Origin of the sequence: Mucilaginibacter sp. (assembly GCF_036383575.1) — a bacterium.
GTDB lineage: Bacteria > Bacteroidota > Bacteroidia > Sphingobacteriales > Sphingobacteriaceae > Mucilaginibacter.
Map to the genome: position 1 here is coordinate 1 of NZ_DASVOB010000139.1, position 15,689 is coordinate 15,689.

Consider the following 15,689-nt stretch of genomic DNA (forward strand, 5'->3'; position numbering starts at 1 on the left):
AAAAAGAAGCCCAGCACTGGAAGAAAATCGGGTCGCAGTATAGCGACTTTGCCATTACGGCCAATAACGAGTTAATGTTTGCGCCGGGTATGCCCTACAATCAATCCCACCGGCATTTTTCCAACATGATGGGTATCCATCCCCTTGGGCTCATCAAATGGGAGGATGGCCCGAAAGCGCAAGCTATTATTAAAAACTCCATCCACCTGCTGGATAGTGTTGGGCCAGCCTATTGGTGCGGCTATTCCTATTCCTGGCTTGCCAATATGAAAGCAAGGGCAAAAGACGGTGCGGGGGCGACAAAGGACCTTCATATTTTTGCCGAAGCCTTTTGTTCTGTTAACAGTTTTCACCTGAACGGCGATCAAACCAAATCCGGATATTCCAGGTATCAGTACCGCCCGTTTACGCTCGAAGGTAATTTTGCCTTTGCATCCGGCCTGCAGGAAATGCTGATACAAAGCTACGCCGGGTTTATAGAAGTATTACCTGCGATCCCCGCGGAATGGAAGGAACTGACATTTGATAATTTACGTGCCGAGGGTGCTTTCCTCGTAAGCGTAAAGAAATCGGGAGGACAAGTTTCCGAAGTAAAGATCTTTTCAGAAAAAGGAGGCCAAACCAAATTGAAGTTACCATTTAAAACATGGTTCAGCACTACCCGGAAAGGCGTAAAGATCTATTCGTCGGAGCCTGGGTTTTTAACGCTGAATTTTAAACCCGGTACGGCTGCTATCATCAAAAACGGGTATGAATAAGGAGTAACATCCTTACTACTATCTACAACAGAACTGTTGTATCCCACTTTTAAAAATGGATTGGTGAAAGCCCCGGGGGATATGGTTTGTTCATGGGGCGGATATGATAGCGTTGGCTTCCGAATCCGTCATCAAGGGTGATTATAGAATTATTGAATATATTAGAAAGTCTTTTGGAGCTGAAGAGTTATTTACCTTTGTGAGATTTATAACCTTAGTATCGTTGATTTAGCATTACTAATGTACGCTGCTTAATAAACCTTATTTGCAATGAAACCTCTACTGTTACTCTTTATAGTAATGCTGATAAATGGCCTATCGGGTGTATTTGCACAGTCTAAAGGTAGATCAAAAGTTGGGTTATCGATAGTCGATCCAATCCAATCAATGCCGCATTTTCCCGGAGGACAGGATAGTTTAACATCGTTTCTTAAAAAGAATTTGCATTGGCCGGAACCTGAAATAGATGTTCAAGGCAAAGTTATAGTATCCTTTGTAGTAACCAGGAGCGGAAAGATAACCAATCTAAAAGTGATCAAGCCACTTTATAAATCGTTTGATGCAGAAGCATTGAGGGTAGTAAGATTGATGCCTGCGTGGATACCTGCCAAGATTAAGGGAAAACCTATCAATAGAGATTACTATCTCCCTATAAACTTTACTTTAGGCTCCGAATAAATTAGCATATCCCAATATGGGTAAGATGCCTTATTAACGTATTCATCTTTACCATCTTCCTGTTATTAGCAACATTGATTATCTGGAGTGTATTGACAGAGAAATAGCTTCAAAAATTACCGTTTCAACCTGACATGTTAAAAGGTTACTATAGCCTCATGCCTATTGCAAGGTTTTCCTTTTAAAGGAAACTGGGTTAACAACTATTTGCAACCCTAAATTGAATATCAGCTCCAATTCAAGAATTATCTTGCCCCCTATAAAAGCTAAGATCCCAATATACTTGAATCGACAGACATTAAAAGAACAAGTTAACGAAGCGATTACAAAGCATTCATCCGCTTTGTACAATCTTGATGTTTTGAATAATAAATATAATCACGCTGTACTTCAAACCATCGAGAATATTGCATCCTATGCTACCAATGAAGTGTTACAAACAAGTGATGATGACCATGTGAATCACCGGGAAACGATGAGAGCGTTAGCCATTAAATACCCTTTTCTAACTGAGGCTTCCAGGATTAAGATCGCTGACATATCAGCATACTTTTGGAAATAGCCGTCCTTATTTGTATACTTTAATTCAAACTTTTCATTCCCTCTATAAAGTAAGCAATCTCTTGTTTCCTAAATTGAGTTTGTGCCGAAATAATATTGTTCTGTCCAGTTTACCTCTTTAAAAGGTAACCAGGGACGGAAGTGAGAGATAATGAATTAAGCAAAGTTAGCGTTGCTGCTTCTGAAGCGCAAAACTTCATTGAACATATTGAGCGAAGGACTATGTTGCCAGTAACATTGTTAATTGCGTGGATTCGATCTTTCAGGCTCTCTTAAATACTTTTTCAGGGCTTTTATTAAGAGCCAGGTAGTATAAATAAAAAGTGATAGCAGACCTATTGTGACAAGCGCACAAAATATGGTCCATATTAACGATAAAGCTTCTACTGACATGGTTTAGATGTAAAATATATTTACGAATAAAGTTATGGCGCTTAATCTGTATTATCAATAGGTGTTTTAACGGGCTGATGTAAGGGAATTACTTTTGAATAACAATCAATTTCTGATCAGCAACAACAATCTCCGACTTATCTTTAAAGGCTATCACTGATCCTTGTACAGTAATAAAGAGGCTGAGATCTTGGCGATTGCCGAAATATTTTCTTAATAATGTTTTTTTTCTATTACTCCTTTCACCGATATTATCTTCACGCTCAGAAACAAATCGCATGTACAGGTCGTAAGTTACATCGATTTTCGGCTCTTTGTCCCATGGATTCATCATTCGTCACATTTTCAAAATGCGTAGATTTCATCCTTGTATCATTGTAATAAATAAGAAAACAATGAAAGTTGAAATTAGAAAATATGAACAGATGCTCATAGCCTTTTTTGGTTTGATGGCGATAATAGGTTATGTTTTACAGCGTTTAGATCTCACCCCAATTAATACAACTGGTTTTCAGCAATATAATAGCGCCCATCCTGGTCACCATTTTCACTATGCTGCCAGTCTTTTGTTGGCACGGACCGGAGTTGTGATCTTGTTAATGCTTACTTATTTCTGGATCAACCTTGTTTCCATCCCGCAATTGCAGAAAACAAATTACAGGTCATTTTTTATTTATCCACTGGTTTTATTTCAATTATTGTTGCTAAGTTTTCTGCTTGCCCTCGGTGTAAACGCTGCGACTTATTACGCGCACCCCCTCTGGAACTATTACCAGGGATTTTTATTGTTTGCTTTATTTGGACTTAAAGATAATCCATTAGCTGATTTATCGGATGGTATTGATCGCGCCTTCGTCTTTATCTTCATTTATAGTCTATATGCCGGCATCAGAGAACTTGCGATATACTATATTGAAAAGTCCGGTTCAAAAAAGAATTACCGGATCCTGATAGCCAATCAATTAGGAGCTTCGGTATGTATTTTTTTATTAATACCTAATTTAACATCTGCTTTTTACATAATCAACGATTGGATTTTTTATCGTGTTTATTTTCTTTTTGTACCATCTGTTATATACAGCTACTTCATTAATACCTACTGGCTATTTCCGCGCTACATAAATACGCCCGGTATTTCTTTTCAATTTATTTGGCGGCTTATATTTTCAAGCTTTCTCTTCCTCATTCCCTTTGTTGTGTTTTTTAACAGAATGGACTTAACGCCTAATATGTTGCTTATAAACTGGATAATTCAACTTGCTGTTATTACACCGGTTACGTGGATACTTTACAGGCAGCGAAAGGATAAAATAAGTGAGTTAAGAGGAGCTGAAGTGGCATTATCGAAATCGAGAGCTGACTTGCAGTTTCTACGTTCACAGATCAATCCTCACTTTTTGTTTAATATCCTGAACACCATATATGCAACTGCCTTGGTAGATGGTTCCCGGAGAACGGCCGACGCGATACAAATGCTCGGCGATATGATGCGATTTATGCTTGACGACAATCACCTGGACTTTATTCCTTTAAGTAATGAGATCAGTTATCTCCAAAATTATATTGCATTGCAAAAATTGCGAATTCAGAGTTCGGACGAAGTTAATATCAGCGAGAATTTCATGGTGGATAACTGCGCTTATGAAATAGTACCGATGTTACTAATTCCTTTTGTAGAAAACGCTTTCAAACATGGGATTGATATCAATAAAAAATCATGGATAAATATAAACTTGTATTGTGATGATATACGTATTGTACTTAGGGTGAGGAACAGTTTGCATGCGGCAGACATAAACGATCCTGAAAGAAAGCATTCCGGTATCGGTTTAAAAAATGTTAAGGAACGCCTGGTTATCTTTTATGAAGGCCGCCACGAGCTAAAGTGTGAAGAAACAGATAAAGAATTTATTGTTGAATTGATCATTGAACCCCAAAAAACGCTATCATGAAAGCATTGCAGGCAATAGCTATTGACGACGAACCATTTGCTTTAGAGGTTGTAAAAAATTTACTGAAAGAAATTCCCTTTATACAACTTGTGGCCTGTTTCACTAAAGCGGTTGAAGCGATCGGTTTCCTCCAGGAAAATGAGATCCAATTAATATTTTTAGATATTAAGATGCCAGGCCTGTCTGGAATAGAATTTATCCGTTCATTACCCAAACCTCCAATGGTGGTCTTTACGACCGCTTACAGTGAACATGCGGTACAAAGTTTCGAACTGGATGCTATTGATTACCTGTTAAAACCATTTTCATTCTCCCGCCTCCTGAAATCCTGCAATAAAGCTTACGAGTTTCAACAAATGAAAGGCAATGGTAAGCAAGTGGGCTCGGAAGCTTTGCCCGTTATATTTATAAAAAGTGGTTTTGAGCAGATAAAAATAGATCTCGCTGATCTGCGCTATGCCGAAAGCGTTGGCAATTATATCAAGTTACATTTAAATGAGAAGCCGCCATTAATTTCCCGCCTCACTACGGCGGAAGCGGAAGCGTTGCTACCAGCCAATGTATTCATCCGGGTTCACCGTTCATTTATCGTAGCGAAGGAGAAAATAACCAAGATTGATAAAAGAAGTGTATGGCTTAAAGAAACAGAAATTCCGATCGGCCCGTCCTACCTAATTCAAATTGAAAAGCTCCTTAACCAATCCTCTAAATAAAAGCACAACAATAAAATAGCTCCTATGTTCCTAATAAAACTAATAATTATAATATTGTCATTGGGATTCGTATTGACTGCTTTTCTCAGTAATCATATCCTTGAGTCAGTAAAACCAACGCTACAACTATAATAGCAATTAACAGAATGTAAAACCCACACTACATGTCTAAAACGACAATATATGCCACAAAAAAGCCCCTTAGATAAACTAATAGGCTATACAATATGTGACCCCATTTGGATTCGAACCAAAGACCTACAGATTAGAAATCCTTGTGTCACTGGTTCGATCCCAGTTGGTACCACAGAAATAAAAAGGGTCATTTTCGCTCGAAAATGGCCCTTTTTGCTTTAAAAGGCGTATTTTTACGTTACTCTTCTATGTTCCCTTAATCAAGGGATTAGCAGTTAATCAGATTATTTTGTTGAGGCCGTTTCAATAGCCAAAGTAAAAATTTTCAAATACCAGCCTAAACAAGTTTCATATTTGGTAGCCATATTGGATATTCCGGCATACTTGACCATGATCTGCCGTGCTCATTTGAGCAACGGGTTGTGTTAATGAATATTAAATTTAAGTATCTAATTCAGGCGGATAGCATGATCAAAGTGTATCGGAACGCCCTGAACTCTTCTCCGGAACGCATTGGTCAACGAGTCCGGAATTTCCAATCAGACCCACAAAAAGGATTTCCGCAGGTTTTATAAATAGACTCTGTTTTGCTGGGAAATGATAGTTTTTTCAAACGACATGCTGGAGTCAACGTACAGTGATTTATTCACTTTATAGACTATCCTTGAGTTTTAGCTGAAGAATGACTGGATTATCTTTTGTACTGCCTTTGGTAAAATATATAGCCAATCCTACAGGTAATTTAACATTTTTATCTTTGTTTTCCTCATTAGCTTTGAACAGGCATAAAGAAGATAAGCTGGTGTAAACGAAAGTCCCATCACAGGGAGCAAGGCCCACATTATCAAAATTTGAACTGACCTTATCATATATCGGCAGGAACCACGATGCCTCATCCGGCAAAATATGTTTGTAGGCAATCAGGTTACCTGATTTTAAATTATATACCAAATTATCTTCCTGACTGCTCCCATAAGTACTCGCTTCAAACAGCAGATTATTCCCCACCTGGTAGCAATTATTCAATGAAAAGATCAAATCTTTGTTTTTTTGTATATAGGCGATCCTTTTGAGGTCATAAACCGGGTTGGAAACAAAATTGGAAGGCAAGGCGTACTGCTGGGGGAATACAAATTTATAAGTTAGTTTTATGGCATGTGGTGTTACCGTATAAAGTGTATAATCGTAAGGTTTGGCAAAGAAAAAAACCGTGTCATTTCCAAACGTGGTTAATGGCCCTATACCACTGCTGACCACATCTATTTTAGTCTCCGCCTTCGTGTAAGGCATACCGATTGAATGAACTGTTTTACCAAACCTTAACAGAGATCTGGAATAAGGTTGATAGTATTTGGACAAAGTATCCAGATCCCTGTATTGATCATAGCTGATCAACTGATCGGGTGAAATGAAATAAGAATTCAAGTAAATAATCGGGGTGCCTTTCGGATCAATGTCTTTTTCTGTTTTGATTACCTTACCGTCCAGGTCGCAATAAGTCATATTTTGATAATTATCAGCGGTATAAACTATCTGATTTGTCCATCTGTTGATCAAAAATTTATAAATATGCGCATTCGACCGGCCTTTAATTTTAGCATGGAATTTTCCGTTTAAATTGAAAATCAAGATCGCATTCGTGTTGTAGTCAAGGATAACATAATAGTTGTTTAGGACCTCCAATTGGTTTATACTCCCGAATAAACTTTCCGGCGTGGTCTCCAGCGGGATATAATTAACTTTTTCAAAAATATCAGAAACATTTCCACCTGCTGAATTGGCAGGATCGATGCGGATCGTAGAAAAGTGGCTGGTATCTGTCTTAATTACCTGTTGTGCAAAAACCGGAATAACGAATAAGCCCCAAAAGCAGCTTATGATAGTTATCTTTCTGATCATGATATTTAATTGCATATTATTTAGTGTACTTAAGCGGGTTATAAATTATTATTGGTTAATGCTCTACTTTAGATAAGCCGAATTTTCGCGGGTAATAGGCAAGTGTCACCATAAAATATTGCTGTAAAACGTTTACTGTTCCTGTCGTTATACTGTTGTTATTCATGTAATTAATCACATTCCTGTTTTGATGAAACAGATCGAGGCCGGATAGCTTTATCTCACCATTAGCGCCTTTCAGAAAGCGGTATCCCACATCAATGTTCCAAATGGTGTAGTATATATTGTTACTGTTTGATGATATGTTCTTGTTGAAATCCATCCGGGTACTAAAAAATACACTTTTGGGCAACGCAAATGAAATGTTCGAATAGGTTTTCCAGTTAACGTATTTATATTGGGCTATACCGATACGGGAAGTGTTGTTCCCCAAAAAGCTTTCACCAACTTGCGCGGTCAGCAAGCCTTTGTAGGTGTAGATCAGGTCAGCAGTTAACAACCATGAGTTCGTTTTGGTATCGTAATTTATCCCATTCAGGTTCGACGGATATTGAGCATAATTGAACCTTGACTTTCCCGAAACCTGGAACTGATGATCCTTATACTTAAATGCCTTTTGCAGGTATCCACCTAAAGAAGCATGTTTTTCACCCGAAACGTTTATCGGATAGTATACACTTCTGCCCAGCGCGTCGTAATAGCTGCTGTCTGTGATAAAATCATTTGTCTGTCCAACAGTGACGTTGAAATCTCCCTGTAAAGGATTTTTGGCTTCTACAGTACTATATTCATACTTAAAGGACAGGTCATGCATATAGGCCGGCCTTAATTTAATATTTCCATAGTTAAGAAAATAAACATTCGCATCATCAACCAGGGGGGCAAGCTGTTGCAGGGTAGGATAGGTAACGGTAGTGTTGTATTTCAGAAAGTAAGTTTTCCTGAACTTTCCTAGCTGATTGTTACTGTATCCTATCATAGCCGAAGGAATAAAATAAAAATAGTTTCGCTCCAAATTTTGAATCTGGAGCGCTGCAGTATTTTGTTGCCGGAACAACTGCCCTTCAGTAAATATGCTTAAATTCCAGGTTTTTCTGAACCGGTTGGCCAGCGCGTTGATGATAACTTTGGAGAGATTTATGCCCGGCCTGTAATTTATAATTCGGTTATTTAAATGATTACTAAGATTTGCATTTGGTAAATATTGGGAGCCTGCGGTAAGAAGATCACTAACGGCATCAGTTTGATTTCTTTCCGAATACGATAGTGTATTTTTAATATCCGTGCGCAAGTATGGGTCTTTTTGCAACACTCCCAGAATATTATTAAAACTACTGATAATGAGATGATCAATATTGTTTGATGCCGTCAAATAACGTCTGTTAAAGTGCTTATCTTGACTATAGTCAGCTGCATTGAAATCGGTAATGCGCCTGTTCTCTTCATTTGTATTGTTCACACTGAACAAATAGCTTAATTCCATCTCTACCGACCTGTTTCTGTTGGTACCAAAATCAGTATACCGGTGACTGGTAAATTTAATACTACCGGCATGAAAGATCGTTGCCTTGTTACCACCCTGTTCGTCGTAACTGTAACTCTGGTCTGTTGCTAAGTTACCTATAGAAGTACTACTGCGAACGTTGAGCATACTGGAGGTATTATGCTGAAAATCATACGAAGCGTTAAGTAAACCGTGATCAAAAACTTTATCATATCTGGCGCTAAACGCCTGGCCGTTGTAGTTAAATTTAGAACTGTTAACTGTTGTTTGATTTAAATAACCATTATCTTCAAGTGGTATTTGGGTATGAATGTTCTGATCTACGGTATTATTGCCCACGGCGAGGAAATAATTAACTTTTAGCCGGTTAGTATCAGGTTTATTATCATCGCGGTGGCTAAAATCATGAATCCCGCTGAATCCCGCTGCCTTGAACACAGTAGCTCCGGGTTTTGTAAAATCAGTGTGATAATCATTACTTATTCCCTCCCCCTTAAATGAATTTAAACTAACAAGCGTATTAGTATTGTCGGCAGTTTTGTTGACATTGTTTAGAGCGCCCACCATACTTACCTGGTTTTTTGGGGAATAATAACTTAGCATCCCATTATCGTCATAACGACCGGTTGTTCCTATGCCTCCGCTTACTTTTCCAAAATACCCATCCTTTTTATCTTTTTTAAGAACGATATTCATATTGGTTTTCGTTTCTATCGGGTCCGGTTCACTTTTATCCTGATACACCTGTATTTTTTTTACGGCATTTTTAGGAAGGTTTTGAAGGGCTATTTTATTGTCGGCTCCGAAAAACTCTTTTCCCTCTACTAACAGCCTGTTAATTTTCTTTCCGTTTACTGTTATTACTCCATCATTCCAGATAGTGACGCCCGGAAGCCTCCTTAACATATCTTCAACAACCGCATTCGTATCCAGTTTAAATGCCCCCGCATTAAATTCGAGGGTGTCACCCCGCATTTGTACAGGAGGAGGAGCCCCGGAAACAACCACTTCTTTGAGCGAAACCGTTAAGCGATCCATATTTAAGGCTTTTAGGTCAAACGTTTTGGTTGACTGAGAAATCCTGAATTCTCTTTTTACAGGGCCATAACCAATGTTCGTCGCTATGATACGTAATGGAATATCTACAGGAAGTTGCCTGAACAAGAATCTACCAAAATTATCCGATAATTGATAGCTAACGAGTTCTCCGGTTTCGACTTTGTAAATCGAAACAGTTGTGGCCTGCATAACATAATTGTGTGTACTGTCGCGGAGCAGGCCTTTGGCCGTTCCCACATTGACACTGTCTTTTTTTTGCGCCGATACCTTAACCGTGCCCAGAGCGATAGCCAAAGTAAAAGTGAAAATTTTCAAATACCAGCCTAAACAAGTTTCATACTCGGTAGTCATATCAGTTAGCATCTTGATTATTCCGTATTGATCCGCACAAAACGTGACCAATATGACAGATGCCTAAATTTAGTTTTTAAAGTAAGGGATATTGGCTGATAATCTTTGTGACGAGGCCTTAAAATATCTTTTATAAATGGAAGTATAATAACGCTGGGAAATTTCAGCCTCCGTTATTTCCGGGATAAAAAAATTCTGCGCATTTAAATTGGTATCAAGCAGGAATAGGAAAGGCTTTTCGCTCTTTTTTTCGAAAGGCATACCTAAATCCGGGCATATATACATCTTGAACGGTATGTTATTGGTTTGTTTAAAAACGGTTAGCTTTCTTACATTGCTATGCGTAGTTATAACAATAATATTGGTATCAATGATAACTTTAGCGAATTTTTCAATCGTCTTTAGTTCATTTTCGATACAAGCACTACAACCGGCTTCGCTGCTTCTCACAATTAATTTAAGATCCGAAGCAACTAAGCTTTTAAGTTTTACATTCTTACCATCTATATCTGTTAATACCAGGTCAGGATCAAGCCTGATATTATTATTGAGTTGTGCGTTTTCAACCGTGCTGCTATGATAATATTTATTGAGGACCAAGCGTATACTGTCTGAATTGTCATGTTCTTTTGAATCAGTTGCACCGGAAATTTTTGAAAGCAACAGAAAATTAAATATGATCAATGTCGCCATTACCAGGTAGATCAGTTTTTTACTCATTTTATATTAGATTGGTCGGGAAATAATCCAGATGGCCTTTTATCTTAAAATTTTTTTAGCTTTTGTATTAAAATTACCGGGTTATCAGAGGTCTTGATAGAATGCAGGAGGTCAATTTCCTCTTTACTGTAACTAAAATCACTGGCGACGAATTTACCTTCATTACCACCCGTCCTGAAAAACCGGTTGGCCCCGGAAACCAACGTATCTATTTGATTTTTTGAAGGAGGGCTTTTGTAAGTTTTTTGATAGGAATCAACATGAGCAGGATCATAAATAGCTATGATATTATCGGCGTAAGCCCCCTTATTGACCCCAGATAAAATACCGTGAACATTATTGAACCAAGCGTTACCAAACTTCAGGACTTTGGTTCGTTTTGAATAGTATGCATCAAACAGCATCCCCTTATAAACAAAAGAAAATACCAGATAACCGGGTGTATCCCAATATTTCGAAAGGTAAGCATAGTTTGACCGGCTTAATGCTTGCTGAAATTTGATAGCAGTAGGGAATTTTTGCGAAAAATCAGCAGGCATCTGATATTGCCCAAAATCAACAGCAAACTTCTTTGTAACAGCATTATTGCCTAACGCATAAATGTTATTGGAATAGCCCGGAGAAATTATAAATTGGTTTTCATTTTGACTAAAGAAGAAGCTGCCCTTGCTGAAATCCTTATCTTTTTTTTCAAATGCTACGTGTGTAACCTCTCCCTGGTCATTAATGACTTTAAGGTTAAACTTTTCGCCCGAAGCTACGTCAGCTCCAATATCCAGGTAGACTGCAAACTTATTGTCGTCAAGCATAGCGCCTGATTTTCCAAAGCTGGCTGTTTTAACTTCTCTTAAAAATCTCCCGTCCAAATCATAAATGACAAATTTTTCTAAATCACTTACCCAAATGGCAAGCTCCTTTTTATTGACCGATATATCGTTGGGTTCGTTATACTTTCCCGGGCCATTTCCGACGCTCCCAAACTGTCGGATGAACTTTCCGTTTGCATCAAATTCAAATACGGCTTTCCGTTCGGTCTGATCCAGGATAAATATTTTACTATCATAATACAATACCTTATCAATCCGTCCAATCAATGAACTTTTTGTTGATTCGAGCTTAATTATTTTTACACTGTCAAAAACATCAGAGTATTTAACAAATTGCAGATCCTTAATTTTTTGAGGGGCGTGAATTGTTGTGAATTTACTGATGTCTTCCGTATAAGAGGTCGTAGTCCTGGTACAGGAACATATTAAAAGAAGGTAAACAAGGATGGTAAGATGAAACTTCATTGGCACGCTGGCATATTATTAATAAACAGATTTAAAGAGATTTCGATGCGTACTCATTCCATACGCATCGATTTGTCAAATTAGTGCATTAAGCATCGCAGTTAGAATCGCAATTACTTGAGGTACAATGCTTAGTAGCATCCATTGTTACCTGGCAATGAATGTAGTGCCCTTTGTAAGTTACGTTAACATGATAAGGGGGAACACCAATATCCCTTATAATCTCGCAATCGTCAATTCCGCAGATCCTGTTGCTATCGCCGCCACTGCTGCTGCTGCTGCTGCTACTGCTACTGCCGCTTCCACTTCCACTGCTGCTGCTACCACTGCCACTACTGCTGCTACCGCTGCCACTACTGCTGCTACCGCTGCCGCTGTCTGCATAAGACTTTAAAGATATAACGGACAGATGAGCCGCTTTACCGTCGTTGTGGCGCAGTACCGTTACGTTCAAAAAGAGTACTGACAGGAATGCGATTCCTCCTAATGCTTTAGCTGCTAAAGCAATTTTTCCGCGTTTGTTTTCTCTCATATTATGAATGTTTTTTTCTAAAGATAATAAACTTAACATGCTTATTATTTGAGTATTGGACACTTTAAGGCTCTTTTAAGAATTATGGTCGTACTGTTTAGAATTTGCGCTGTTTTCGTTGAAAACAAGCCTAAATTCAAATCTAAAAACGAAATACAGACGTTAAAACAGGTCTTTCAAGTAGCTTCTTTCAAAATCAATGAAGGCGAAAAAGTTAATAATTATGCTCTTATTTAATATTAAAATTCTGACAGAGGGAAGGAGAAGAAAATAACCAATGTTTGCACAGGCAATAACTTGTATGACAGCTTTTGTAAAGAGGTGTTTCGAACAAAAAAGTGTTGCTCAATCCGGATGCTCATTTCTCTACCCTGATAAGCGTATTGTCTTTGGCCGGGGCCTCCCTTTTAGCTGGTGATGATGCAAAAACTTTTAAAACTTCCTTTCCAATAATATATCCCTCCGGGACAAATCCCCAGAATCTTGAATCGAAGGAATAATTGCGATTGTCTCCCATGACGAAGTAATAGTTTTGCTTAACGGTATACTCGCGGACCTGTTTTTCATTTAGATAAAAGAAACCATCGCGATCATAGCGATAACGAGCAGACAGTTCATTCTCGAATACCTGATGATATAAGAGGAGGTTTCTTCGATCAAGCTGAATTTTCATTCCCTTGAAAGGGATCAGCACCGGACCAAAGTTATCCGGGGACCAACCGATTTGTTTATTGCCGGGATAGGCCTGCCCTTTTATAACGAGGTAAACAACAGAATCTATCCCCCTAAATCGCTCAACCATCCTTCTTTTTTCGGCATTTAACGTGGATTCGACGCAATATTGCTTGTTAGCTGTAGTTTTAACTGTATAAGTAATATGGAGACTATCAGCAAACCGGGTAAATAGTTCAAAATTATTCGGCCATATAGTATATAAGCTTTTGACCGTTGGATCAGTTTTAACAAGGCGACTATTGACAAAAATTGCCCCCTTAGAAATCTGCAGGTAATTTCCGGGCAGCCCAATACACCGCTTAACCACAGTTTTTTTACTGTCTGTGAGGCTCTTAAATATGACAATATCGCCGGCAGCTACTTTAGAAAAACCGTTTAAACGTTTATAGGCCCACCAATGTTCATCGTTCTTAGTTACCCCTGTACCGCGAGCATAAAATAACAAATTGATCCAGGGGATCTCAAATGGAGATTGTGGCATTTTAGGCCCATAATTTAGTTTACTTACGATAATATAGTCACCCGGGAAGAGGGTGTCTTCCATGGAGCCGGTCGGGACATTATAAATCTCAAAAATGAATAAACGGATAAGGATGGCTAAACTGACAATAGCAAACAGCTTAGCAGGCAAAGAAATAAAATAGCCGAATCTTGTTTTTTTTATTGACAAAAACATAAAATATGCCGATGCACATGTCAATATGCCCAAAGAAAGCCACAACAGACCTGTAGATAATGAAAATAGAACGCAGACGGAAATAAGACACAACTTGTACCGATGATTTTTTAAATATTTGACAACATCTCTTTTTCCTATTTTGTGCTTGGCGCATGTTATCGTCATAGTATATGAAGTTCTGTTAACCCTGAATTTATAACTAAATGATAGTTATGATTAACTCCGGTCCCTTTTTGCCACTGGAAACACTTTCAGGATCAGGATCTGTTTATCCTTGTTTAATAATTTAAAAGCTGGCAAATTCGATTTTATTCTTCTCATCACCGCTTTACCTTTTTGATATTCAAAAACATACAAAAAGAGGGGAAGTAACAGTAGCCAAATAACACGTGTCTGATACCTGGGAGAAACACAGGAGAATGTACTGCAGATCCAGGCGTTTATGAATAGCCCGCTTAGGACGAAAAAAATCAAAACCCTGTACCTGAGTGTCATTTTTTTATAAAGAAAAACAAGCAGGTAAATAAAAAGACATAGCCCAACAATTAGGTTTTGTATAAAATTAATCAATCCGAAACTCATTCGATTGGTACTTTGCCGGGCATGCAGGTAACTTAAATACTCCTTTTGATACTTAGCTACGGCCCTATCAATTCGCTCACTTGGCAAAGCAATATCGACCATGTCATAATTAAAGAATTGTTTAAATGTATAGATACAGGATTGATAAATGAATGTTGCAAGATATTTTGGAGTGGTTAATATATCCTTTACAATCGCCGAGTATTCAGCTTCATTTTTTATCCAGCCGCCTGTTTTATTGATCGGGCTGTTTTCGGCCCAAAGAAAATTATTGGGAATAGAATCTCTGTAAGCACATAGTTTATAATGTTTTTGTGAGCAATTTTCGGCGAGATAAGTATCCATAATCCCCATTTCTACCAAATTGCTCATCAAAAAAACACTGCCCCCACGGGATCCGCTGAACCCGCCACCGTACAGATAGTGAACTGAGCTAAGCATCAGGCTACTAAAAACCGACAGGAGCAGCACAAAAATCACCCTTTTTATTTTAATAGCTGAAAAATTAAATATTTGCCTGATCTGCTTGAAAATAAAACCAGAAAGAAATAAAAAACTCAGGCACAGGCAAATATAAATGTGAGAATTGTGTACCCCATTGCTCAAAATGGCCAATAGCGAAATAATTAAAATGTCTCTTTTCTTTAAATCATTTATAAAAATGAGCAAGCCTACACATAGAATAGATACCGGGGTAAAAACATCGGGCATCAACCAACTCACTTCGAACGACCCGCCCATAAAAAAAGATATAACCACGATAAATCCGATAAAATAAGGAATAAAATTGGTGCTATATACGGTATACCGGAAATAGTAATATATAATTACCGACACGATCAATGATTGGGTAATCACAACCAACCACAACGATTTTTGAAAGCTTGAATAATAAATGAATAAGCCATATAAGATAGGCCGATCAAAAGAAACCACTTTGTTAAACCCCGCTTCTACATATGCGCCTGTATCGTTATTGAAAGTTAATGGATATGAATTATAAATGGCTATAAAACATAAAATAAAGGCGGAAAATAGAATTGCAAAAAAATGGGTAAGCCTGATTTTAGAAGTATTTTGTTTAAGGTTTGCTGACAATGGTTCCATATTGGTTTTTATTGTTTGATTGGCGCGACACCGTTTATA

At 38.0% G+C, this 15,689-nt stretch carries 12 protein-coding genes; 4 read left to right on the top strand and 8 right to left on the bottom strand.

The window, feature by feature from the left end:
- Both VF500_RS05000 and VF500_RS05005 read left to right on the top strand, forming a co-directional pair.
- Nucleotides 1-758, top strand: a 758-nt coding sequence (locus VF500_RS05000) for a glycosyl hydrolase family 95 catalytic domain-containing protein (RefSeq protein ID WP_333783634.1), incomplete at its 5' end; no start/stop codon positions are given.
- Between the two features lie 270 nt (nucleotides 759-1,028).
- On the top strand, nucleotides 1,029-1,436 hold the full coding sequence (locus VF500_RS05005) for an energy transducer TonB (protein ID WP_330858621.1): 408 nt from the start codon (nucleotides 1,029-1,031) through the stop codon (nucleotides 1,434-1,436).
- 1,042 nt (nucleotides 1,437-2,478) lie between these two features.
- Here the strand turns inward: VF500_RS05005 and VF500_RS05010 are convergent.
- Nucleotides 2,479-2,724, bottom strand: a complete 246-nt coding sequence (locus tag VF500_RS05010; RefSeq protein ID WP_330858622.1) for a hypothetical protein — start codon at nucleotides 2,722-2,724, stop codon at nucleotides 2,479-2,481.
- Between VF500_RS05010 and VF500_RS05015 the strand changes: the two genes are divergently transcribed.
- Both VF500_RS05015 and VF500_RS05020 read left to right on the top strand, forming a co-directional pair.
- Nucleotides 2,705-4,342: a sensor histidine kinase gene (locus VF500_RS05015; protein ID WP_330858623.1), complete on the top strand. Its 1,638-nt coding sequence runs from the start codon at nucleotides 2,705-2,707 to the stop codon at nucleotides 4,340-4,342. The two genes, VF500_RS05010 and VF500_RS05015, sit on opposite strands and share 20 nt — an antisense overlap.
- Complete coding sequence (locus VF500_RS05020) at nucleotides 4,339-5,055, top strand: LytTR family DNA-binding domain-containing protein (protein ID WP_330858624.1); 717 nt, start codon at nucleotides 4,339-4,341, stop codon at nucleotides 5,053-5,055. The genes VF500_RS05015 and VF500_RS05020 overlap by 4 nt, the downstream gene beginning before the upstream one ends.
- 786 nt (nucleotides 5,056-5,841) lie before the next feature.
- Here the strand turns inward: VF500_RS05020 and VF500_RS05025 are convergent.
- From VF500_RS05025 to VF500_RS05055, 7 genes are all read right to left on the bottom strand, one after another.
- Nucleotides 5,842-7,089 (bottom strand): 6-bladed beta-propeller, encoded by a 1,248-nt coding sequence (locus VF500_RS05025; protein ID WP_330858625.1) that lies wholly within the window; start codon nucleotides 7,087-7,089, stop codon nucleotides 5,842-5,844.
- 55 nt (nucleotides 7,090-7,144) lie between these two features.
- Nucleotides 7,145-10,003: an outer membrane beta-barrel protein gene (locus VF500_RS05030; protein ID WP_330858626.1), complete on the bottom strand. Its 2,859-nt coding sequence runs from the start codon at nucleotides 10,001-10,003 to the stop codon at nucleotides 7,145-7,147.
- Between the two features lie 69 nt (nucleotides 10,004-10,072).
- Nucleotides 10,073-10,723 carry a hypothetical protein gene (locus VF500_RS05035; RefSeq protein WP_330858627.1) on the bottom strand — a complete coding sequence of 217 codons (651 nt, stop codon included), beginning with the start codon at nucleotides 10,721-10,723 and terminating at the stop codon, nucleotides 10,073-10,075.
- 44 nt (nucleotides 10,724-10,767) lie between these two features.
- The gene (locus VF500_RS05040) at nucleotides 10,768-12,015 is read right to left on the bottom strand and encodes a 6-bladed beta-propeller (RefSeq protein ID WP_330858628.1); all 1,248 of its coding nucleotides are present in this window, start codon (nucleotides 12,013-12,015) and stop codon (nucleotides 10,768-10,770) included.
- A gap of 88 nt (nucleotides 12,016-12,103) precedes the next feature.
- Nucleotides 12,104-12,547 carry a hypothetical protein gene (locus VF500_RS05045; RefSeq protein WP_330858629.1) on the bottom strand — a complete coding sequence of 148 codons (444 nt, stop codon included), beginning with the start codon at nucleotides 12,545-12,547 and terminating at the stop codon, nucleotides 12,104-12,106.
- A 358-nt stretch (nucleotides 12,548-12,905) separates the two neighbouring features.
- A complete protein-coding gene (lepB, locus tag VF500_RS05050) occupies nucleotides 12,906-14,126 on the bottom strand; it encodes a signal peptidase I (RefSeq protein ID WP_330858630.1) in 1,221 nt (406 codons plus the stop codon).
- Nucleotides 14,127-14,177: 51 nt separating this feature from the next.
- Nucleotides 14,178-15,650 (bottom strand): hypothetical protein, encoded by a 1,473-nt coding sequence (locus VF500_RS05055; RefSeq protein WP_330858631.1) that lies wholly within the window; start codon nucleotides 15,648-15,650, stop codon nucleotides 14,178-14,180.
- Nucleotides 15,651-15,689 lie beyond the last annotated feature (39 nt).

Bases quoted from the DNA above. Each gene is read 5' to 3' on its own strand.
- VF500_RS05005 (WP_330858621.1), top strand. From the start codon at position 1,029: ATGAAACCTCTACTGTTACTCTTTATAGTAATGCTGATAAATGGCCTA.
- VF500_RS05010 (WP_330858622.1), bottom strand. From the start codon at position 2,724: ATGATGAATCCATGGGACAAAGAGCCGAAAATCGATGTAACTTACGAC.
- VF500_RS05020 (WP_330858624.1), top strand. From the start codon at position 4,339: ATGAAAGCATTGCAGGCAATAGCTATTGACGACGAACCATTTGCTTTA.
- VF500_RS05025 (WP_330858625.1), bottom strand. From the start codon at position 7,089: ATGATCAGAAAGATAACTATCATAAGCTGCTTTTGGGGCTTATTCGTT.
- VF500_RS05030 (WP_330858626.1), bottom strand. From the start codon at position 10,003: ATGACTACCGAGTATGAAACTTGTTTAGGCTGGTATTTGAAAATTTTC.
- VF500_RS05035 (WP_330858627.1), bottom strand. From the start codon at position 10,723: ATGAGTAAAAAACTGATCTACCTGGTAATGGCGACATTGATCATATTT.
- VF500_RS05040 (WP_330858628.1), bottom strand. From the start codon at position 12,015: ATGAAGTTTCATCTTACCATCCTTGTTTACCTTCTTTTAATATGTTCC.
- VF500_RS05045 (WP_330858629.1), bottom strand. From the start codon at position 12,547: ATGAGAGAAAACAAACGCGGAAAAATTGCTTTAGCAGCTAAAGCATTA.
- lepB (WP_330858630.1), bottom strand. From the start codon at position 14,126: ATGACGATAACATGCGCCAAGCACAAAATAGGAAAAAGAGATGTTGTC.
- VF500_RS05055 (WP_330858631.1), bottom strand. From the start codon at position 15,650: ATGGAACCATTGTCAGCAAACCTTAAACAAAATACTTCTAAAATCAGG.